The organism is Escherichia sp. MOD1-EC7011 (assembly GCF_002965005.1).
In the GTDB taxonomy this organism is placed as follows: domain Bacteria; phylum Pseudomonadota; class Gammaproteobacteria; order Enterobacterales; family Enterobacteriaceae; genus Escherichia; species Escherichia ruysiae.
In genome coordinates, this window is record NZ_PTRD01000006.1 from 17,757 (window position 1) to 37,974 (window position 20,218).

Below are 20,218 nucleotides of genomic sequence, written 5' to 3' on the forward strand. Positions count from 1 at the left end.
CAGCTGGTGGTCAGCGTCGCTGAACACCTGTTGTTACGGCATGAATGCAGATTACCAAATCTCCTGGCTGTAAGTAACCACAGAGAACTTTACCTGACTGTGGGGGGCGAGTTGTGCAGGAACTTAACCGCTGGTTTCGTGACGGAAGAGGACTTTATGTTCATGTTATTCGTTGGGAGCCAGAAACACAGCGCGTTATCTATCTTCGCAAAGACTACCCGCATGAGTGCTTTAGTCCTTTGTGGAAATTCAAGCGTGATTTTGTTGAGTGTGAAGGACCACCAGCACATTGATTCTGCCATTCCGGGACGTTACACTGTTCAGGCACCTTATAAAGCGGGTGCCGGGATTGGCGTCCTGGAATTGATCAAGGCGATATATGACGCGCCAGCGTCTTTTTTATCGTCCGCATTTGCTCACATCAAAGTTATGGTGGGCTGGGCGGGGGCATCGAAAGATGCGCCGGTTTCCTTGATCACCGGTTACGCCAACCCCGTTCAGTTCACCACCAGCGAAATTGGCGTTTCCGGTGGTGGAAGTATTTCACCGATCAAGGAGGCTGCCATCATGGCTACTGTCCCAGCCCTCACTCGTCTGAATGATGAAGACTTACATAAACTCAGTTATGTAACAACTGCACTACGTGCTCTGCGCAAGGTAACTCTTTCGGATCCGCAAGCACATCAGGTTCTGGTAGAAACCCTTCTTAACTTGCAAGCTGAACGTATTCGTCTGGCGGATAAGGCTAATTTTCATATTCACCGTCTCCTGAATATCAGCGGAGGGCATCGTCATGCTTAATCCGTTACTCCTCAACATTTACCGTTTATTTCAGCGTAAAAAAATATCAACACCCACAGTTGGGCAGTGGTACACCACGCCAGCAGGGCATGTTCTACGTGTCAGCCTGGTTGACCGTGAATGTCAGAAGGTGATTTGTGAACCGCTGGGCCGTAATTACCGCGTCAGTATGCCGCTTATAGCCTTTCGCTCCGGAAAAAACATGAAGCATCTCGGAGGTGCAGCATGAGTATGGAGCTGATGGTTAAAGCGATGAAAATTCGAGTGGGTAATCCATTGCGAAAACTGGTTCTGATCAAGCTGGCTGATAATGCCAGCGATCAGGGTGAGTGCTGGCCCAGCTACCAGCATATTGCTGACCAGTGCGAGATTAGCAAACGTTCTGTGATGAATCATATTGCGGCCCTTTGTGAGTCCGGGCTGGTAAAAAAAGTCACCCGGAAAGGTGAAAAAGGTAACTCAAGTAATATCTATCTCCTTCATCTGGATGGTGCAGGAGATTCACTAGGGGGTAGTGCAAATAATTCACTATCTGGTGCAGCAAATTCACCAGGTAGTGCAGGAGTTGCACTAGGGGGTAGTGCAGGAGATTCACCCAGAACCAGTCACTCTTTTGAACCAGTCAAAGAACCAGTCAATGAACCAATAGCTGTTGGTGCATCTGCTGATGAGTCTGTGCGAGTTCGTTCAAACCGACCGGAATACTCTCCGGAGTTTGAGCAGGCATGGCTGGCATACCCCAAACGTGCTGGTGGCAATTCAAAATCAGCAGCCTTCAAAGCCTGGAAAGCCCGTTTGAATGAGGGGGTAAACCCCGAAAACATGCTGGAAGGTGTGAAACGCTACTCGTGCTGGGTATCTGCGATGGGTAACAGCGGCACACAATTTGTGAAACAGGCTGTCACGTTCTTTGGTCCGGATCGTCATTTCGAAGAATCCTGGGAAGTTCCTGCGGTATCTGCAGCCAGACGCGAGGACCCGTACTTCAAAGCCAGTTACGACAACGTGGACTACAGCCAGATCCCGGCAGGATTCAGGGGGTGATTATGAGTCTTTTGAATGAAGTTCAGAAATTCATTGAAGCCCATCCGGGGTGTACTTCCGGAGACATTGCGGATGCTTTTGCAGGTTACTCACGGCAGCGCGTTCTGCAGTCAGCAAGCAAGTTACGTCAGAGTGGGCGTGTGGATCACCGTTGTGAAGGAGATACACGCAGACATTTCCCGCGCCTGACTGAGAGAGCGCAGGAACCGGAACCACAACCAGTTCGTGAAACCAGACCTGTGCGCAATTTCTATGTCGGCACTAACGATCCACGGGTGATTTTGTGCCTGACCCGCCAGGCTGAAGAACTGGAGTCCAGGGGCTTATACCGTCGTGCTGCAACCGTGTGGATGGCGGCATTCCGTGAAAGCCACTCCCAGCCAGAACGAAACAATTTTCTGGCGCGTCGTGAGCAGTGCTTACGGAAAAGCAGCAAGCGAGCTGTATCGGGTGATGAGTGGTATCTGTCAGGGAATTACGTGGGGGCTTAATGAGTAATAAATATTGCCAGGCGCTGGTGGAACTGCGGAACAAACCAGCCCATGAACTGAAGGAAGTGGGCGATCAGTGGCGCACGCCGGACAACATTTTCTGGGGAATTAACACCCTGTTTGGCCCGTTTGTTCTGGATCTGTTTACTGACGGTGATAACGCCAAATGTGCCGCGTATTACACGGCGGAAGATAACGCGCTGGCGCATGACTGGTCAGAACGTCTTGCGGAGCTTAAAGGTGCTGCCTTTGGTAATCCCCCATACAGCCGCGCCAGTCAGCATGAGGGGCAATACATCACCGGCATGCGTTACATCATGAAACATGCCAGTGCCATGCGTGATAAGGACGGGCGCTATGTTTTCCTGATCAAAGCTGCCACCAGCGAAGTGTGGTGGCCGGAAGATGCGGACCATATTGCTTTTATTCGCGGGCGTATTGGTTTTGAACTGCCTGCCTGGTTTATCCCGAAGGATGAGAAGCAGGTGCCGACAGGCGCTTTCTTCGCTGGTGCTATTGCTGTTTTCGACAAGACCTGGAAGGGACCGGCAATCAGCTACATCGGGCGCGATGAACTTGAGGCATGTGGTGAAGCCTTTCTGGTGCAGGTTCGCCAGCAGGCGGAAAAACTGGTCAGGGAGATGGCGGCATGACGACGTTAACTCAATGCCAGCAGCAGGTGCTGGATATGCTGATTTCTTACCAGAAAGAGCGTGGCTTTCCGCCAACCAATCAGGAGGTGGCAACCATGCTGGGATACCGTTCAGTGAATGCAGCGGTAGAGCATCTTCGTGCACTGGAGAAAAAAGGCGTCATCACGATAAAGCGTGGCGTGGCCCGGGGGATAACGCTTCATACCGCGGTGAAGGACGACGACAGCGAGACGGTCGGGATTATCCGCGCACTGCTTGCCGGTGAGGAAAACGCCAGGCTGCGTGCAGCCCACTGGTTACATGAGAGAGGCCTGAAAGTATGAAGCTGATCTTGCCTTTCCCGCCCAGCGTGAACACGTACTGGCGACACCCCAACAAAGGGGCGTTTGCTGGTAAGAGTCTGATAAGCGCGGCGGGGCGAAAATTCCAGAGCGCGGCGTGCGCAGCAATAGTTGAGCAGTTACGTCGTCTGCCGAAACCAACGTCGGCACCTGCTTCAGTGGAGATCGTGTTGTTTCCTCCGGATAACCGGATCCGCGATCTGGACAACTATAACAAGGCGCTGTTTGACGCCCTGACCCACGCGGGTGTGTGGGAAGACGACAGTCAGGTGAAAAGAATGCTGGTGGAGTGGGGACCGGTTATCCCGGGAGGGAAGGTCGAGATCACTATCAGTAAGTACGAGAAAACGGCGGGTGCAGCCGCCTGATTAAGAGGAGAAACGAAGTATGAATAATCTGATGGTCATTGATGGTATTGAAGTTCGTCGTGATGCTTATGGGCGTTACAGCCTGAACGATCTGCACAGGGCAGCCGGGGGAGAACAAAAAAACCGCCCGAAATACTGGCTCTCCAATAAGCAAACCTGTGAATTGATTGAACAACTTTTCACCGAGGGTGGAATTCCGCCTCTGGAACAAAATCAACCAGTTAGCGTCATTAATGGCGGAAATAACCAGGGGACGTATGTCTGCAAAGAACTGGTGTATGCCTATGCAATGTGGATCAGCCCGTCATTCCATCTGAAGGTGATCCGTACTTTCGATATGGTAACCAGCGTACCGGAAAAATTATCCGGGCAGGCTGCTGACAAGATGCAGGCTGGAGTGATTCTGCTGGACTTTATGCGCAGGGAGTTAAACCTGTCTAACTCTTCAGTGCTTGGGGCCTGTCAGAAACTCCAGGAGGCTGTTGGCTTACCGAATCTGGCACCGCGCTATGCCATTGATGCTCCTGCTGACGCGCCTGATGGCTCAAGTCGCCCGACACTGTCGCTGAGTGCACTGCTGAAACAGTATGGTATCCGCCTTACGGCTAATCAGGCATATCACCAGATGGCGAAGCTGGGGATCGTCGAGCAGCGCGAACGATACAGCCGTACCGCGATTAACAACATCAAAAAATTCTGGTCGCTGACGGCGAAAGGCTGCATGTTCGGCAAGAACATCACCAGTCCCGCAAATCCGCGCGAGACGCAGCCGCATTTCTTCGAATCCCGATTCCCTGAGCTGTTAAAGTTGCTCGATACCGTTCATTGAGGTGACCGTGAGAGCACTACTGACCCCTGAAATAGCCCCGCGTATGGGGATCGTATTGTTCAGACCAGGTTCAGAGCTGATGCCCCTGTTTATGCAGGGGCGTGTACTGCTGGAGCCTGAGCCGGAACGTTATTCATCTTTCGCCAGTGGTGCCGTTCCCGCGGCATCACAACCGCTGGCGGATGATCCTGCTGTTCGGGCCGTGTTCCGCAATGAGGCAGTGATCCGTCGTGCTGGTGGCGTGGAATGTCTTGAAAGCTGGTTACTTCGTGAAAAAGGCTGCCAGTGGCCTCATTCCGACTGGCACAGCGAGAACATGACCACAATGCGACACGCTCCGGGCGCAATCCGTCTGTGCTGGCACTGTGATAACCAGCTGCGCGATCAGTTCACGGAACGGCTGGAATCAATGGCAACGGATAACTGTGCCCGCTGGGTGTTGTCTGTTGTGCGTCGGGATCTCGGTTTTGATGATAGTCACGTTGTGACAATGCCGGAACTGTGCTGGTGGCTGATTCGTAATGACCTGGCGGATGCCTTACCGGAAAGTGCAGCCCGTAAGGCACTGAGATTACCAAAGCCTGTTGTGCCGTCTGTCACCCGGGAAAGTGACCTTGTGCCTTCGGTTCCTGCCACCAGCATCATCCAGGATAAGGCAAAAAAGGTGCTGGCGCTGAAAGTGGATCCGGAGTCGCCGGAGTCTTTTATGTTACGCCCAAAACGTCGCCGCTGGGTTAATGAAAAGTACACGCGCTGGGTTAAGACACAGCCGTGTGCATGTTGTGGAAAGCCCGCTGATGATCCCCACCACCTGATAGGCCACGGTCAGGGGGGAATGGGTACAAAAGCGCATGACCTCTTTGTGTTGCCTTTGTGCAGAAAGCATCACGACGAGCTGCATGCGGATACCGTGGCATTTGAAGAGAAGTATGGCTCCCAGCTGGAGCTGATATTTCGTTTTATCGATCGTGCGCTGGCAATAGGCGTACTGGCGTAAGTGGAGAATGAGCATGAACCTTGAAGCCTTACCAAAATATTACTCCCCAAAATCTCCAAAATTGAGCGATGACGCACCGGCGACAGGCTCTGGTGGTTTAACGATTACGGATGTGATGGCTGCGCAGGGGATGGTGCAGTCGAAAGCACCACTGGGTTTTGCCTTATTCCTGGCAAAAGTTGGTGTTCAGGATCCTCAGTTTGCGATTGAAGGTCTGCTCAATTACGCGATGGCACTGGATAACCCGACATTGAACAAATTGAGTGAAGAAACCCGGTTACAGATCATCCCTTACCTTGTGAATTTTGCCTTTGCTGATTATTCCAGGTCTGCGGCAAGTAAGGCTCGCTGTGAGCATTGTGCTGGTACTGGATTTCATAATGTATTGCGCGAAGTGGTGAAACACTCCAGAAGCGGGGAATCTGTTATCAAGGAAGAGTGGGTGAAGGAACTATGTCAGCATTGTCATGGTAAGGGAGAGGTCAGCACAGCGTGCAGAGGGTGTAAGGGGAAAGGTATTGTACTGGATGAAAAAAGAACCCGGCTTCATGGTGCGCCTGTTTATAAGATTTGTGGGCGTTGCAATGGAAACCGGTTTAGCCGTTTACCAACCACACTGGCGCGGCATCATGTCCAGAAGCTGGTACCGGATCTGACGGATTATCAGTGGTACAAAGGATATGCAGATGTCATTGATAAACTGGTTACAAAGTGCTGGCAGGAAGAAGCATATGCAGAGACACAATTGAGAAAAGTGACAAGATAAATGATTTTCTCCGAAGATGGCGACATGATGCTTGCATTTTTCAAAAAATATGGATAAGATTTTCCCAACGATGGGCTTTGTATGTCTACCGTTGATAAGATTTAAGAACCCGCCGCTGAGCGGGTTTTTTTGTGCCTGATGTCTCATGAAACTATGAAATGGATTGGTGCGTTAAACATTTTTTCTTATTATCTTTTAGATTTTGGAGAGATGGTTAACGTCTGTATTCCAGAAACTCGATGAATATTTAATAAATTAGTTTCAATGATGCTTCTAGGTTATGAGTGTAATGAAAAAGGTATTAATAGCAGCGATAGGTTTTTGTTTAGTTGGTTGTGCAGGTATGAAATTACCTGAGTATTCGCAAGTTAAAGCAAGTCCGTATTATACAGATTGCCGTGCCTTTGCCATGGATGTTTATAAAAATGATGGATACAGCAAAATTGCGAAAACCACTATCCTTAGCATGGATGATGTGAAGGCTAGATATATTGTGACAGGGTGTGTAGTTGCTATGGGGAAAAACACTGTAGAGGAAATTAAAGCTGATCTCTCTGCTAAAGGGAGTTCTTTTGGGCTTATCAGTGGTGCTTGTTCTAGTGCTGCATGTCGGGTTGATGTAGAGCAGCAAATGAACGCTTATATACTTGGTAGTTATTATGCTGCAAATAAAAAATTCCCGGATAAAATGAAAGCAGAGTTTTAAGCAAACCTTGTTTTCGATTATATGCCGAAGATAAATGTTAGTAACGGCATAATAAGTAAATATATAGCTGTGATAGCAACCCGCCACTGAGCGGGTTTTTTGTACCTGTAAACTTGGTGCAGTACAGTAAACACGCTGGTGGACAAGTGAAAAACAGCATTTAATCAGGCCTTCTGAAGATATTGCAGTATTAATTCTGTAACGTTATTATTCTGCGCGCGGCCCTTTAGCTCAGTGGTGAGAGCGAGCGACTCATAATCGCCAGGTCGCTGGTTCAAATCCAGCAAGGGCCACCAACTGCCACTAGCTCATCAGGAAAGAGCGTCAACCCTTTAAGTTGAGAGTGCGAGGTTCGAGTCCCCGGTGGCGGTCCAGTGCCGACTTAGCTCAGTAGGTAGAGCAACTGACTTGTAATCAGTAGGTCACCAGTTCGATTCCGGTAGTCGGCACCATGTGCGGGCATCGTATAATGGCTATTACCTCAGCCTTCCAAGCTGATGATGCGGGTTCGATTCCCGCTGCCCGCTCCAGTTAGAGTCTTTCAGTCTGCGATGATGGGAAATCCCGGAGTGACTGAAAGACGTTTAAGTTATGAATGATCGCTTTTTTTGCAAAATTGCTGTGCAGAAATACTAACCTTCGGGCAGGCGATCATTCATAAGCACTCTGCTTTTATTCCGATTAACTGTGGGTGGTTTGTTGGATAGAGTGCTTCCCTTACTGTATATATCGTTTCGCCCGCTTTTGCGGGTTTTTCTTTTCAAATCCCTTTCATTTCTCAGTGTAAAACTACGCCATCCGTTATTTGCGGAGGTGAGGCTATGAAATCCATGGACAAAATTTCAACGGGCATTGCCTACGGCACCTCCGCAGGCAGTGCTGGCTACTGGTTTTTACAGTGGCTTGATCAGGTCAGTCCGTCACAGTGGGCTGCGATTGGTGTACTGGGGAGTCTGGTTCTGGGCTTCCTGACTTATCTGACAAATCTGTACTTCAAAATAAGAGAAGACAAGCGTAAGGCTGCACGGGGAGAGTAATTCAATGACACAAAAATATGAACTGATTGTGAAAGGGATCCGCAATTTTGAGAATAAAGTTACGGTAACTTTAGCGTTACGGGACAAAAAACGCTTTGACGGTGAAATTTTTGACCTGGACATCTCGCTGGACCGTGTTGAAGGTGCCGCGCTGGAGTTTTATGAGGCAGCAGCCAGAAGGAGCATCAGACAGGTCTTCCTGGATGTTGCTGCCGGGTTATGTGAAGGGGACGAGCTGTTGCCAGAAACGCGCCCCTGTTCAGAGGCGCGGTATACCATAAAAATTAACAGTTCTGATAACTCGATTAAGGGTTGTTAGCTTTTTGCAGTTGGCTTTCCAGTATCTTTCATTGGTAGCATCCTGATAAATATCCATGAGCGCAAAAATCAAATACGGCCTGTCAGCTGCTGTTCTGGCGCTGATTGCTGCAGGCGCGTCTGCTCCTCAAATACTTGACCAGTTTCTGGATGAAAAAGAGGGTAACCACACTACGGCATACCGCGATGGTTCCGGTATATGGACCATCTGTCGTGGTGCCACAATGGTGGATGGTAAGCCCGTCATACCGGGAATGAAGCTGTCGAAGGAAAAATGCGACCAGGTTAACGCTATTGAACGTGATAAGGCGCTGGCATGGGTGGAGCGCAATATTAAAGTACCACTGACCGAACCACAGAAAGCGGGTATAGCGTCATTTTGTCCCTATAACATTGGCCCCGGTAAGTGTTTCCCGTCGACGTTTTATAAGCGGCTGAATGCCGGTGATCGTAAGAGTGCATGCGAGGCGATTCGCTGGTGGATAAAAGATGGTGGGCGCGATTGCCGCATACGTTCAAATAACTGCTATGGACAGGTTATTCGTCGTGACCAGGAAAGCGCATTAGCCTGTTGGGGGATAGATCAGTGAGCAGAGTCGCCGCGATTATTTATGCTCTGGTTATCTGCATCATCGTCTGCCTGTCGTGGGCGGTCAATCATTACCGTGATAACGCCATCGCCTACAAAGAACAGCGTGATAAAAAAGTCAGTGAGCTGAAGCAGGCGACCGCCACCATTACTGACATGCAGCAACGCCAGCGTGCTGCTGATGTACTCGATGCTAAATACACGAAGGAGTTGGCTGATGCGAAAGCTGAAAATGATGCTCTTCGGCGCAAGCTTGATAATGGTGGTCGGGTGCTCGTCAAAGGAAAATGCTCTGTGCCATCCTCAGCCGAAACCTCCAGCGCCTCCGGCATGGGCAATGATGCCACCGTCGAACTCTCTCCAGTTGCTGGACGAAACGTTCTCGGTATCCGGGACGGAATCATCAGAGACCAGACAGCACTGAGAACGCTTCAGGAATATATCAGGACGCAATGCCTTCGATGATAGCGATAATTTTACTCATCATCCTTCACATCTGGCTCTGTAGACAGGGTGGTGATCACTTCTGGAGTGAATCCAGATTAAACATCTCATTGCTGATGCTTGAAGTTGAGCATCTGGCGCGCGGTAAGGGGCTGCGTTGAAATAAGAGCCAGTCATTACAAATACCAGGATTTAGCCTCGTATTCGCGGGGCTTTTTATTGCCATTACAAAAGCCACTCCCTACAGAGTGGCTTTGATAATGGCTTATACCCTACACGGGATAACTTAACTGATATCCCTTTTAACGGATAAAGGTATTCAAGCCTGACACATCATGCGCTGTATCGTCGCCGTATTCCCGTATTAACAGAGACCGTAGCCCGACGGGGAACTCCTTCTGCGAGAGTGTGCGGGAATAATCAAAAACGATGCACACCGGGTTTTTACCGCGTTTATGGTTCGCGGGTTTGTCCCTCATGCTCGCCAGTCCTGTGCGGGGGTGGAAGAAACAGGGCATGTATTCAGGAGCGTGCGACCGTGGTCGCACGGTATCTTTGTCAGGAGGTTTTGATGAAAGAGTCGCATAAATTTAATTCAATAATGGAACGATTCAGTGCTCCTGAGCGAGAGGCTTACAACATGCATTCATTGAGTGCCTGTTGTAATATCGCCAAATATTAATCAGGTGCGCGAGATGTCGGCTAATACTGACCCTGACGAAATGTGGCGCTGCTTTAATCTGAAAGATGGTGCAGACGACCTGTAGTTCGCATCCATTCCTGATTACCCTATTCAACTTGATGAGACAGAAACATGACAGCAGCTAAAGAGCAGATTGAATATGAGCTAAATGAATTCTTCGCGTCCGCCCTTGGTGATGTGTTTAAAAGTTGCCGACTGGCTGAAAGCGTATCGGATTACCAGATCTCTACTGTTAGTTTTCCAACGGAAAAAAACGCCTGGCTGGAGCTAGGTGAATTACCCGTGATTATCGAGTTGTCTAACGGACGTCGCTTTGAGATTAGTGCGTCTGAATGGTTGCAAATCACACCGCTTTAAATTAAGCCCGCAGCCCACCTTGGCTACTGGCATTCGCTAGTAGCTGGGTCCTTTCCAGCGATCCGGCAGGCTACGGGGCGGAAGGCGCGCGGGTTTTCGCTATTTATGAAAATTTTCCGGTTTAAGGCGTTTCCGTTCTTCTTCGCCGTAACCTAATGTTTTTATTTAAAACACCCTATGAAAAGAAAGGAAACGACAGGTGCTGAAAACGAGCTTTTTGGCCTCTGTCGTTTCCTTTCTCTGTTTTTGTCCGTGGAATGAACAATGGAAGTCAACAAAAAGCAGCTGGCTGACATTTTCGGTGCGAGTATCCGTACCATTCAGAACTGGCAGGAGCAGGGAATGCCCGTTCTGCGGGGTGGTGGCAAGGGTAATGAGGTGCTTTATGACTCTGCCGCCGCCATAAAATGGTATGCAGAAAGGGATGCTGAAATTGAGAACGAAAAGCTGCGCCGGGAAGTTGAAGAACTGCGGCAGGCCAGCGAGACAGATTTCCAGCCAGGGACTATTGAGTACGAACGCCATCGACTTACGCGTGCGCAGGCCGACGCACAGGAGCTGAAAAATGCCAGAGACTCCGCTGAAGTGGTGGAAACCGCATTCTGTACTTTCGTGCTGTCGCGGATCGCAGGTGAAATTGCCAGTATTCTCGACGGGATCCCCCTGTCGGTGCAGCGGCGTTTTCCGGAACTGGAAAACCGACATGTTGATTTCCTGAAACGGGATATCATCAAAGCTATGAACAAAGCAGCCGCGCTGGATGAACTGATACCGGGGTTGCTGAGTGAATATATCGAACAGTCAGGTTAACAGGCTGCGGCATTTTGTCCGCGCCGGGCTTCGCTCACTGTTCAGGCCGGAGCCACAGACCGCCGTTGAATGGGCGGATGCTAATTACTATCTCCCGAAAGAATCCGCATACCAGGAAGGGCGCTGGGAAACACTGCCCTTTCAGCGGGCCATCATGAATGCGATGGGCAGCGACTACATCCGCGAGGTGAATGTGGTGAAGTCTGCCCGTGTTGGTTATTCCAAAATGCTGTTGGGTGTTTATGCCTACTTCATAGAGCATAAGCAGCGCAACACCCTTATCTGGTTGCCGACGGATGGTGATGCCGAGAACTTTATGAAAACCCACGTTGAGCCGACCATCCGCGATATTCCGTCGCTGCTGGCGCTGGCTCCGTGGTATGGCAAAAAGCACCGGGATAACACGCTCACCATGAAGCGTTTCACCAATGGGCGTGGCTTCTGGTGCCTGGGCGGTAAAGCGGCAAAAAACTACCGTGAAAAGTCAGTGGATGTGGCGGGTTATGATGAACTTGCTGCCTTTGATGATGATATTGAACAGGAAGGCTCTCCGACGTTCCTGGGCGATAAGCGTATTGAAGGCTCGGTCTGGCCAAAGTCCATTCGAGGTTCCACGCCCAAAGTGAGAGGCACCTGCCAGATTGAGCGTGCAGCCAGTGAATCCCCGCATTTTATGCGTTTTCATGTTGCCTGCCCGCACTGCGGGGAGGAGCAGTACCTTAAATTTGGCGATAAAGAGACGCCGTTTGGCCTCAAATGGACGCCGGATGATCCCTCCAGCGTGTTTTATCTCTGCGAGCATAATGCCTGCGTCATCCGCCAGCAGGAGCTGGACTTTACTGATGCCCGTTATATCTGCGAAAAGACCGGGATCTGGACCCGTGATGGCATTCTCTGGTTTTCGTCATCCGGTGAAGAGATTGAGCCGCCGGACAGTGTGACCTTTCACATCTGGACGGCGTACAGCCCGTTCACCACCTGGGTGCAGATTGTCAAAGACTGGATGAAAACGAAAGGGGATACGGGAAAACGTAAAACCTTCGTGAACACCACGCTCGGTGAGACATGGGAAGCGAAAATCGGTGAACGTCCGGATGCCGAGCTGATGGCAGAGCGGAAAGAGCACTATTCATCGCCCGTTCCTGACCGTGTGGCTTACCTGACCGCCGGTATCGACTCCCAGCTGGATCGCTACGAAATGCGCGTATGGGGATGGGGGCCAGGTGAGGAAAGCTGGCTGATTGACCGGCAGATTATTATGGGCCGCCACGATGATGAACAGACGCTGCTGCGTGTGGATGAGGCCATCAATAAAACCTATACCCGCCGGAATGGTGCAGAAATGTCGGTATCCCGTATCTGCTGGGATATTGGCGGGATTGACCCGACCATTGTGTATGAACGCTCGAAAAAACATGGGCTGTTCCGGGTGATCCCCATTAAAGGGGCATCCGTCTACGGCAAGCCGGTGGCCAGCATGCCACGTAAGCGAAACAAAAACGGGGTTTACCTTACCGAAATCGGTACGGATACCGCGAAAGAGCAGATTTATAACCGCTTCACACTGACGCCGGAAGGGGATGAACCGCTTCCCGGTGCCGTTCACTTCCCGAATAACCCGGATATTTTTGATCTGACCGAAGCGCAGCAGCTGACTGCTGAAGAGCAGGTCGAAAAATGGGTGGATGGCAGGAAAAAAATACTGTGGGACAGCAAAAAGCGACGCAATGAGGCACTCGACTGCTTCGTTTATGCGCTGGCGGCGCTGCGCATCAGTATTTCCCGCTGGCAGCTGGATCTCAGTGCGCTGCTGGCGAGCCTGCAGGAAGAGGATGGTGCAGCAAACAACAAGAAAACACTGGCAGATTACGCCCGTGCCTTATCCGGAGAGGATGAATGACGCGACAGGAAGAACTTGCCGCTGCCCGTGCGGCACTGCATGACCTGATGACAGGTAAACGGGTGGCAACAGTACAGAAAGACGGACGAAGGGTGGAGTTTACGGCCACTTCCGTGTCTGACCTGAAAAAATATATTGCAGAGCTGGAAGTGCAGACCGGCATGACACAGCGACGCATGGGACCTGCAGGATTTTATGTATGAAAACGCCCACCATTCCCACCCTTCTGGGGCCGGACGGCATGACATCGCTGCGCGAATATGCCGGTTATCACGGCGGTGGCAGCGGATTTGGAGGGCAGTTGCGGGCGTGGAACCCACCGAGTGAAAGTGTGGATGCAGCCCTGCTGCCCAACTTTACCCGTGGCAATGCCCGCGCAGACGATCTGGTACGCAATAACGGCTATGCCGCCAACGCCATCCAGCTGCACCAGGATCATATCGTCGGGTCTTTTTTCCGGCTCAGTCATCGCCCAAGCTGGCGCTATCTGGGCATCGGGGAGGAAGAAGCCCGTGCCTTTTCCCGCGAGGTTGAAGCGGCATGGAAAGAGTTTGCCGAGGATGACTGCTGCTGCATTGACGTTGAGCGAAAACGCACGTTTACCATGATGATTCGGGAAGGTGTGGCCATGCACGCCTTTAACGGTGAACTGTTCGTTCAGGCCACCTGGGATACCAGTTCGTCGCGGCTTTTCCGGACACAGTTCCGGATGGTCAGCCCGAAGCGCATCAGCAACCCGAACAATACCGGCGACAGCCGGAACTGCCGTGCCGGTGTGCAGATTAATGACAGCGGCGCGGCGCTGGGATATTACGTCAGCGAGGACGGGTATCCTGGCTGGATGCCGCAGAAATGGACATGGATACCCCGTGAGTTACCCGGCGGGCGCGCCTCGTTCATTCACGTTTTTGAACCCGTGGAGGACGGGCAGACTCGCGGTGCAAATGTGTTTTACAGCGTGATGGAGCAGATGAAGATGCTCGACACGCTGCAGAACACGCAGCTGCAGAGCGCCATTGTAAAGGCGATGTATGCCGCCACCATTGAGAGTGAGCTGGATACGCAGTCAGCGATGGATTTTATTCTGGGCGCGAACAGTCAGGAGCAGCGGGAAAGGCTGACCGGCTGGATTGGTGAAATTGCCGCGTATTACTCCGCCGCACCGGTCCGGCTGGGAGGCGCAAAAGTGCCGCACCTGATGCCGGGTGACTCACTGAACCTGCAGACGGCTCAGGACACGGATAACGGCTACTCCGTGTTTGAGCAGTCACTGCTGCGGTATATCGCTGCCGGGCTTGGTGTCTCGTATGAGCAGCTTTCCAGGAATTACGCCCAGATGAGCTACTCCACGGCACGGGCCAGCGCGAACGAGTCGTGGGCGCACTTTATGGGACGGCGAAAATTCGTCGCATCCCGTCAGGCGAGCCAGATGTTTCTGTGCTGGCTGGAAGAGGCCATCGTTCGCCGCGTGGTGACGTTACCTTCAAAAGCGCGCTTCAGCTTTCAGGAAGCCCGCAGTGCCTGGGGGAACTGCGACTGGATAGGCTCCGGTCGTATGGCCATCGATGGTCTGAAAGAAGTTCAGGAAGCGGTGATGCTGATAGAAGCCGGACTGAGCACCTACGAGAAAGAGTGCGCGAAACGCGGTGACGACTATCAGGAAATTTTTGCCCAGCAGGTCCGTGAAACGATGGAGCGCCGCGCGGCTGGTCTTAAACCGCCCGCCTGGGCGGCTGCGGCATTTGAATCCGGGCTGCGACAATCAACAGAGGAGGAGAAGAGTGACAGCAGAGCTGCGTAATCTCCCGCATATTGCCAGCATGGCCTTTAATGAGCCGCTGATGCTTGAACCCGCCTATGCGCGGGTTTTCTTTTGTGCCCTTGCAGGCCAGCTTGGGATCAGCCGCCTGACGGATGCGGTGTCCGGCGACAGCCTGACTGCCGGAGAGGCACCCGCGACGCTGGCGTTAGTCGGTGATGGTGACGGACCACGACAGGCCCGCAGTTATCAGGTCATGAACGGCATCGCCGTGCTGCCGGTGTCCGGTACGCTGGTCAGCCGGACGCGGGCGCTGCAGCCTTATTCGGGGATGACCGGTTACAACGGCATTATCGCCCGTCTGCAACAGGCTGCCAGTGACCCGATGGTGGACGGCATTCTGCTCGATATGGACACGCCCGGCGGAATGGTGGCAGGGGCATTTGACTGCGCTGACATCATCGCCCGTGTGCGTGACATAAAACCTGTATGGGCGCTGGCCAACGACATGAACTGCAGTGCAGGTCAGCTGCTTGCCAGCGCCGCCTCCCGGCGTCTGGTCACGCAGACCGCCCGGACAGGCTCCATCGGCGTCATGATGGCTCACAGTAATTACGGTGCTGCGCTGGAGAAACAGGGCGTGGAAATCACGCTGATTTACAGCGGCAGCCATAAGGTGGATGGCAACCCCTACAGCCATCTTCCGGATGATGTCCGGGAGACACTGCAGTCCCGGATGGATGCAACCCGCCAGATGTTTGCGCAGAAGGTGTCGGCATATACCGGCCTGTCCGTGCAGGCTGTGCTGGATACCGAGGCTGCAGTGTACAGCGGTCAGGAGGCCATTGATGCCGGACTGGCTGATGAACTTGTTAACAGCACCGATGCGATCACCGTCATGCGTGATGCACTGGATGCACGTAAATCCCGTCTCTCAGGAGGGCGAATGACCAAAGAGACTCAATCAACAACTGTTTCAGCCACCGCTTCGCAGGCTGACGTTACTGACGTGGTGCAAGCGACGGAGGGCGAAAACGCCAGCGCGGCGCAGCCGGACGTGAACGCGCAGATCACCGCAGCGGTTGCGGCAGAAAACAGCCGCATTATGGGGATCCTCAACTGTGAGGAGGCTCACGGACGCGAAGAACAGGCGCGCGTGCTGGCAGAAACCCCCGGAATGACCGTGGAAACGGCCCGCCGCATTCTGGCCGCAGCACCACAGAGTGCACAGGCGCGCAGTGACACTGCGCTGGATCGTCTGATGCAGGGTGCACCGGCACCACTGGCTGCAGGTAACCCGGCATCTGATGCCGTTAACGATTTGCTGAACACACCAGTGTAAGGGATGTTTATGACGAGCAAAGAAACCTTTACCCATTACCAGCCGCTGGGCAACAGTGACCCGGCTCATACCGCAACCGCGCCCGGCGGATTGAGTGCGAAAGCGCCTGCAATGACTCCGCTGATGCTTGACACCGCCACCCGTAAGCTGGTTGCGTGGGATGGCACCACCGACGGTGCTGCCGTTGGCATTCTGGCTGTTGCAGCTGACCAGACCAGCACCACGCTGACGTTCTACAAGTCCGGCACGTTCCGTTATGAGGATGTGCTCTGGCCGGAGGCTGCCAGCGACGAGACGAAAAAACGGACCGCGTTTGCCGGAACGGCAATCAGCATCGTTTAACTTTACCCTTCATCACTAAAGGCCGCCTGTGCGGCTTTTTTTACGGGATTTTTTTTATGTCGATGTACACAACCGCCCAGCTGCTGGCGGCAAATGAGCAGAAATTTAAGTTTGATCCGCTGTTTCTGCGTCTCTTTTTCCGTGAGAGCTATCCCTTCACCACGGAGAAAGTCTATCTCTCACAAATTCCGGGACTGGTAAACATGGCGCTGTACGTTTCGCCGATTGTTTCCGGTGAGGTTATCCGTTCCCGTGGCGGCTCCACCTCTGAATTTACGCCGGGATATGTCAAGCCGAAGCATGAGGTGAATCCGCAGATGACCCTGCGTCGCCTGCCGGATGAAGATCCGCAGAATCTGGCGGACCCGGCTTACCGCCGCCGTCGCATCATCATGCAGAACATGCGTGACGAAGAGCTGGCCATTGCTCAGGTCGAAGAGATGCAGGCCGTTTCTGCCGTGCTTAAGGGCAAATACACCATGACCGGTGAAGCCTTCGATCCGGTTGAGGTGGATATGGGCCGCAGTGCGGCGAATAACATCACGCAGTCCGGCGGCACGGAGTGGAGCAAGCGTGACAAGTCCACGTATGACCCGACCGACGATATCGAAGCCTACGCGCTGAACGCCAGCGGTGTGGTGAATATCATCGTGTTTGATCCGAAAGGCTGGGCGCTGTTCCGTTCCTTCAAAGCCGTCAAGGAGAAGCTGGATACCCGTCGTGGCTCTCATTCCGAGCTGGAGACAGCGGTAAAAGACCTGGGTAAAGCGGTGTCCTATAAGGGTATGTATGGCGATGTTGCCATCGTCGTGTATTCCGGACAGTACGTGGAAAACGGCGTCAAAAAGAACTTCCTGCCGGACAACACGATGGTGCTGGGGAACACTCAGGCACGCGGTCTGCGCACCTATGGTTGTATTCAGGATGCGGACGCACAGCGCGAAGGCATTAACGCCTCTGCCCGTTACCCGAAAAACTGGGTGACCACCGGCGATCCGGCACGTGAGTTCACCATGATTCAGTCAGCACCGCTGATGCTGCTGGCTGACCCTGATGAGTTCGTGTCCGTACAACTGGCGTAATCATGGCCCTTCGGGGCCATTGTCTCTCTGTGGAGAAGTCCATGACGAAAGATGAACTGATTGCCCGTCTCCGCTCGCTGGGTGAACAACTGAACCGTGATGTCAGCCTGACGGGGACGAAAGAAGAACTGGCGCTCCGTGTGGCAGAGCTGGAAGAGGAGCTTGATGACACGGATGACACTGCCGGTCAGGACACCCCTCTCAGCCCGGAAAATGTGCTGACCGGGCATGAAAATGAGGTGGTATCAGCGCAGCCGGACACCGTGATTCAGGATACGGCTGAACTGGTCACGGTCGTGGCACTGGTGACGCTGCATACTGATGCACTTCACGCCACGCGGGATGAACCTGTGGCATTTGTGCTGCCGGGAACGGCGTTTCGTGTCTCTGCCGGTGTGGCAGCCGAAATGACAGAGCGCGGCCTGGCCAGAATGCAATAACGGGAGGCGCTGTGGCTGATTTCGATAACCTGTTCGATGCTGCCATTGCCCGCGCCGATGAAACGATACGCGGGTACATGGGAACGTCAGCCACCATTACATCCGGTGAGCAGTCCGGTGCAGTGATACGTGGTGTTTTTGATGACCCTGAAAATATCAGCTATGCCGGACAGGGCGTGCGCGTTGAAGGCTCCAGCCCGTCCCTGTTTGTCCGGACTGATGATGTGCGGCAACTGCGGCGTGGAGACACGCTGACCATCGGTGAGGAAAACTTCTGGATAGATCGTGTTTCGCCGGATGATGGCGGAAGCTGTCATCTCTGGCTTGGGCGGGGCGTACCGCCTGCCGTTAACCGTCGCCGCTGAAAGGGGGATGTATGGCCATAAAAGGTCTTGAGCAGGCCGTTGAAAACCTCAGCCGTATCAGCAAAACGGCGGTGCCTGGTGCCGCCGCAATGGCCATTAACCGCGTTGCTTCATCCGCGATATCGCAGTCTGCGTCACAGGTTGCCCGTGAGACAAAGGTACGCCGGAAACTGGTAAAGGAAAGGGCCAGGCTGAAAAGGGCCACGGTCAAAAATCCGCAGGCCAGAATCAGGGTTAACCGGGGGGATTTGCCCGTAATCAAGCTGGGTAACGCGCGGGTTGTCCTGTCCCGCCGCAGGCGTCGTAAAAAGGGGCAGCGTTCATCCCTGAAAGGTGGCGGCAGCGTGCTTGTGGTGGGAAACCGTCGTATTCCCGGCGCGTTTATTCAGCAACTGAAAAATGGCCGGTGGCATGTCATGCAGCGTGTGGCCGGGAAAAACCGTTACCCCATTGATGTGGTGAAAATCCCGATGGCGGTGCCGCTGACCACGGCGTTTAAACAGAATATTGAGCGGATACGGCGTGAGCGTCTTCCGAAAGAGCTGGGCTATGCGCTGCAGCATCAACTGAGAATGGTAATAAAGCGATGAAACATACTGAACTCCGAGCAGCCGTACTGGATGCACTGGAGAAGCATGACACCGGGGCGACGCTTTTTGATGGTCGCCCCGCTGTTTTTGATGAGGCGGATTTTCCGGCAATTGCCGTTTATCTCACCGGCGCTGAATACACGGGCGAAGAGCTGGACAGCGATACCTGGCAGGCGGAGCTGCATATTGAAGTTTTCCTGCCTGCTCAGGTGCCGGATTCAGAGCTGGATTCGTGGATGGAGTCCCGGATTTATCCGGTGATGAGCGATATCCCGGCACTGTCAGATTTGATCACCAGTATGGTGGCCAGTGGCTATGACTACCGGCGCGACGATGATGCGGGCCTGTGGAGTTCAGCCGATCTGACGTATGTCATTACCTATGAAATGTGAGGACGCTATGCCTGTACCAAATCCAACAATGCCGGTGAAAGGTGCCGGGACCACACTGTGGGTTTATAAGGGGAACGGTGACCCTTATGCGAACCCGCTTTCAGACGTTGACTGGTCGCGTCTGGCAAAAGTTAAAGACCTGACGCCCGGCGAACTGACCGCTGAGTCCTATGACGACAGCTATCTCGATGATGAAGATGCGGACTGGACTGCGACCGGGCAGGGGCAGAAATCAGCCGGAGATACCAGCTTCACGCTGGCGTGGATGCCCGGAGAGCAGGGGCAGCAGGCGCTGCTGGCGTGGTTTAATGAAGGGGATACCCGAGCCTATAAAATCCGCTTCCCGAACGGCACGGTCGATGTGTTCCGTGGCTGGGTCAGCAGTATCGGTAAGGCGGTGACGGCGAAGGAAGTGATTACCCGCACGGTGAAGGTCACCAATGTGGGACGCCCGTCGATGGCAGAAGATCGCAGCACGGTGACGGCGGCCACCGGCATGACGGTAACGCCAGCCAGTGCTTCCGTAGTGAAAGGGCAGAGCACCACGCTGACCGTGGCCTTCCAGCCGGAAGGGGCAACCGACAAGAGCTTCCGTGCGGTGTCTTCGGATAAAACAAAAGCCACCGTGTCGGTCAGTGGTATGACCATCACCGTGAACGGCGTTGCTGCAGGCAAGGTCAACATTCCGGTTGTATCCGGTAATGGTGAGTTTGCTGCGGTTGCAGAAATCACCGTCACCGCCAGTTAATCCG

At 53.1% G+C, this 20,218-nt stretch carries 30 protein-coding genes and 4 tRNA genes; all 34 read left to right on the forward strand.

Features of this window, described 5'->3' with window-relative positions; all coding sequences use genetic code 11:
* Positions 1-113 precede the first annotated feature (113 nt).
* Complete coding sequence (locus tag A7098_RS24110; protein WP_016570095.1) at positions 114-293, forward strand: DUF4222 domain-containing protein; 180 nt, start codon at positions 114-116, stop codon at positions 291-293.
* Entirely contained in the window at positions 256-801 is a 546-nt protein-coding gene (locus tag A7098_RS02290) for an ash family protein (protein ID WP_001542463.1), read from the forward strand. The genes A7098_RS24110 and A7098_RS02290 overlap by 38 nt, the downstream gene beginning before the upstream one ends.
* Complete coding sequence (locus tag A7098_RS02295) at positions 794-1,030, forward strand: hypothetical protein (protein ID WP_000933949.1); 237 nt, start codon at positions 794-796, stop codon at positions 1,028-1,030. Before A7098_RS02290 ends, A7098_RS02295 begins: the two co-directional genes overlap by 8 nt.
* Positions 1,027-1,845 (forward strand): helix-turn-helix domain-containing protein, encoded by an 819-nt coding sequence (locus A7098_RS02300; protein WP_105280270.1) that lies wholly within the window; start codon positions 1,027-1,029, stop codon positions 1,843-1,845. The genes A7098_RS02295 and A7098_RS02300 overlap by 4 nt, the downstream gene beginning before the upstream one ends.
* Complete coding sequence (locus tag A7098_RS02305; protein ID WP_072108508.1) at positions 1,842-2,336, forward strand: PerC family transcriptional regulator; 495 nt, start codon at positions 1,842-1,844, stop codon at positions 2,334-2,336. Before A7098_RS02300 ends, A7098_RS02305 begins: the two co-directional genes overlap by 4 nt.
* Positions 2,336-2,989 (forward strand): phage N-6-adenine-methyltransferase, encoded by a 654-nt coding sequence (locus A7098_RS02310; protein ID WP_105280271.1) that lies wholly within the window; start codon positions 2,336-2,338, stop codon positions 2,987-2,989. The genes A7098_RS02305 and A7098_RS02310 overlap by 1 nt, the downstream gene beginning before the upstream one ends.
* Positions 2,986-3,312 carry a LexA family transcriptional regulator gene (locus tag A7098_RS02315; protein WP_105280272.1) on the forward strand — a complete coding sequence of 109 codons (327 nt, stop codon included), beginning with the start codon at positions 2,986-2,988 and terminating at the stop codon, positions 3,310-3,312. The genes A7098_RS02310 and A7098_RS02315 overlap by 4 nt, the downstream gene beginning before the upstream one ends.
* Positions 3,309-3,698 carry a RusA family crossover junction endodeoxyribonuclease gene (locus A7098_RS02320; RefSeq protein WP_000767114.1) on the forward strand — a complete coding sequence of 130 codons (390 nt, stop codon included), beginning with the start codon at positions 3,309-3,311 and terminating at the stop codon, positions 3,696-3,698. The genes A7098_RS02315 and A7098_RS02320 overlap by 4 nt, the downstream gene beginning before the upstream one ends.
* Positions 3,699-3,717: 19 nt before the next feature.
* The gene (locus A7098_RS02325; RefSeq protein WP_044687610.1) at positions 3,718-4,527 is read left to right on the forward strand and encodes a KilA-N domain-containing protein; all 810 of its coding nucleotides are present in this window, start codon (positions 3,718-3,720) and stop codon (positions 4,525-4,527) included.
* Positions 4,528-4,534: 7 nt separating this feature from the next.
* Complete coding sequence (locus A7098_RS02330) at positions 4,535-5,524, forward strand: DUF968 domain-containing protein (protein ID WP_001360050.1); 990 nt, start codon at positions 4,535-4,537, stop codon at positions 5,522-5,524.
* 13 nt (positions 5,525-5,537) lie between these two features.
* A complete protein-coding gene (locus tag A7098_RS02335; RefSeq protein ID WP_001047102.1) occupies positions 5,538-6,290 on the forward strand; it encodes an antitermination protein in 753 nt (250 codons plus the stop codon).
* A 280-nt stretch (positions 6,291-6,570) separates the two neighbouring features.
* Positions 6,571-6,996 (forward strand): hypothetical protein, encoded by a 426-nt coding sequence (locus A7098_RS02340; RefSeq protein WP_000115362.1) that lies wholly within the window; start codon positions 6,571-6,573, stop codon positions 6,994-6,996.
* Between the two features lie 220 nt (positions 6,997-7,216).
* Positions 7,217-7,292: transfer RNA gene (locus A7098_RS02345), tRNA-Ile, on the forward strand.
* A gap of 1 nt (position 7,293) precedes the next feature.
* Positions 7,294-7,370: transfer RNA gene (locus A7098_RS02350), tRNA-Lys, on the forward strand.
* A gap of 2 nt (positions 7,371-7,372) precedes the next feature.
* A tRNA-Thr gene (locus tag A7098_RS02355) sits at positions 7,373-7,448 on the forward strand.
* A gap of 3 nt (positions 7,449-7,451) precedes the next feature.
* Positions 7,452-7,526: transfer RNA gene (locus tag A7098_RS02360), tRNA-Gly, on the forward strand.
* A gap of 291 nt (positions 7,527-7,817) precedes the next feature.
* The gene (locus A7098_RS02365) at positions 7,818-8,033 is read left to right on the forward strand and encodes a class II holin family protein (protein ID WP_000839572.1); all 216 of its coding nucleotides are present in this window, start codon (positions 7,818-7,820) and stop codon (positions 8,031-8,033) included.
* 4 nt (positions 8,034-8,037) lie between these two features.
* Positions 8,038-8,352 carry a YdfR family protein gene (locus A7098_RS02370; RefSeq protein WP_059336916.1) on the forward strand — a complete coding sequence of 105 codons (315 nt, stop codon included), beginning with the start codon at positions 8,038-8,040 and terminating at the stop codon, positions 8,350-8,352.
* A 55-nt stretch (positions 8,353-8,407) separates the two neighbouring features.
* On the forward strand, positions 8,408-8,941 hold the full coding sequence (locus A7098_RS02375; RefSeq protein WP_059336915.1) for a lysozyme: 534 nt from the start codon (positions 8,408-8,410) through the stop codon (positions 8,939-8,941).
* The gene (locus A7098_RS02380; protein WP_001300226.1) at positions 8,938-9,405 is read left to right on the forward strand and encodes a lysis protein; all 468 of its coding nucleotides are present in this window, start codon (positions 8,938-8,940) and stop codon (positions 9,403-9,405) included. The genes A7098_RS02375 and A7098_RS02380 overlap by 4 nt, the downstream gene beginning before the upstream one ends.
* On the forward strand, positions 9,393-9,545 hold the full coding sequence (locus tag A7098_RS02385; RefSeq protein ID WP_001139681.1) for a hypothetical protein: 153 nt from the start codon (positions 9,393-9,395) through the stop codon (positions 9,543-9,545). The genes A7098_RS02380 and A7098_RS02385 overlap by 13 nt, the downstream gene beginning before the upstream one ends.
* Positions 9,546-10,198: 653 nt before the next feature.
* Positions 10,199-10,444, forward strand: a complete 246-nt coding sequence (locus tag A7098_RS02400) for a hypothetical protein (RefSeq protein WP_000122986.1) — start codon at positions 10,199-10,201, stop codon at positions 10,442-10,444.
* Between the two features lie 264 nt (positions 10,445-10,708).
* Complete coding sequence (locus A7098_RS02405; protein ID WP_105280273.1) at positions 10,709-11,254, forward strand: DNA-packaging protein; 546 nt, start codon at positions 10,709-10,711, stop codon at positions 11,252-11,254.
* A complete protein-coding gene (locus tag A7098_RS02410) occupies positions 11,229-13,154 on the forward strand; it encodes a phage terminase large subunit family protein (protein WP_105280274.1) in 1,926 nt (641 codons plus the stop codon). Before A7098_RS02405 ends, A7098_RS02410 begins: the two co-directional genes overlap by 26 nt.
* Complete coding sequence (locus tag A7098_RS02415; RefSeq protein ID WP_105280275.1) at positions 13,151-13,357, forward strand: phage head-tail joining protein; 207 nt, start codon at positions 13,151-13,153, stop codon at positions 13,355-13,357. Before A7098_RS02410 ends, A7098_RS02415 begins: the two co-directional genes overlap by 4 nt.
* Positions 13,354-14,955, forward strand: coding sequence for a phage portal protein (locus A7098_RS02420; RefSeq protein WP_016234376.1), 1,602 nt, complete (start codon positions 13,354-13,356; stop codon positions 14,953-14,955). The genes A7098_RS02415 and A7098_RS02420 overlap by 4 nt, the downstream gene beginning before the upstream one ends.
* Complete coding sequence (locus A7098_RS02425) at positions 14,936-16,255, forward strand: S49 family peptidase (protein WP_063120722.1); 1,320 nt, start codon at positions 14,936-14,938, stop codon at positions 16,253-16,255. The genes A7098_RS02420 and A7098_RS02425 overlap by 20 nt, the downstream gene beginning before the upstream one ends.
* Before the next feature lie 9 nt (positions 16,256-16,264).
* Positions 16,265-16,597: a head decoration protein gene (locus A7098_RS02430; protein WP_001345004.1), complete on the forward strand. Its 333-nt coding sequence runs from the start codon at positions 16,265-16,267 to the stop codon at positions 16,595-16,597.
* Positions 16,598-16,653: 56 nt separating this feature from the next.
* Positions 16,654-17,679, forward strand: a complete 1,026-nt coding sequence (locus tag A7098_RS02435) for a major capsid protein (RefSeq protein ID WP_000063252.1) — start codon at positions 16,654-16,656, stop codon at positions 17,677-17,679.
* Between the two features lie 41 nt (positions 17,680-17,720).
* Positions 17,721-18,119, forward strand: coding sequence for a DNA-packaging protein FI (locus A7098_RS02440; protein WP_074152574.1), 399 nt, complete (start codon positions 17,721-17,723; stop codon positions 18,117-18,119).
* Positions 18,120-18,130: 11 nt separating this feature from the next.
* Positions 18,131-18,484, forward strand: coding sequence for a head-tail joining protein (locus A7098_RS02445; protein ID WP_000752975.1), 354 nt, complete (start codon positions 18,131-18,133; stop codon positions 18,482-18,484).
* Positions 18,485-18,495: 11 nt separating this feature from the next.
* Positions 18,496-19,074, forward strand: coding sequence for a phage tail protein (locus A7098_RS02450; RefSeq protein WP_000975081.1), 579 nt, complete (start codon positions 18,496-18,498; stop codon positions 19,072-19,074).
* Positions 19,071-19,466, forward strand: coding sequence for a phage minor tail U family protein (locus tag A7098_RS02455; protein WP_000683128.1), 396 nt, complete (start codon positions 19,071-19,073; stop codon positions 19,464-19,466). The genes A7098_RS02450 and A7098_RS02455 overlap by 4 nt, the downstream gene beginning before the upstream one ends.
* A 7-nt stretch (positions 19,467-19,473) precedes the next feature.
* Positions 19,474-20,214, forward strand: coding sequence for a phage tail protein (locus A7098_RS02460; RefSeq protein WP_097762128.1), 741 nt, complete (start codon positions 19,474-19,476; stop codon positions 20,212-20,214).
* The last annotated feature ends 4 nt before the right edge of the window (positions 20,215-20,218 follow it).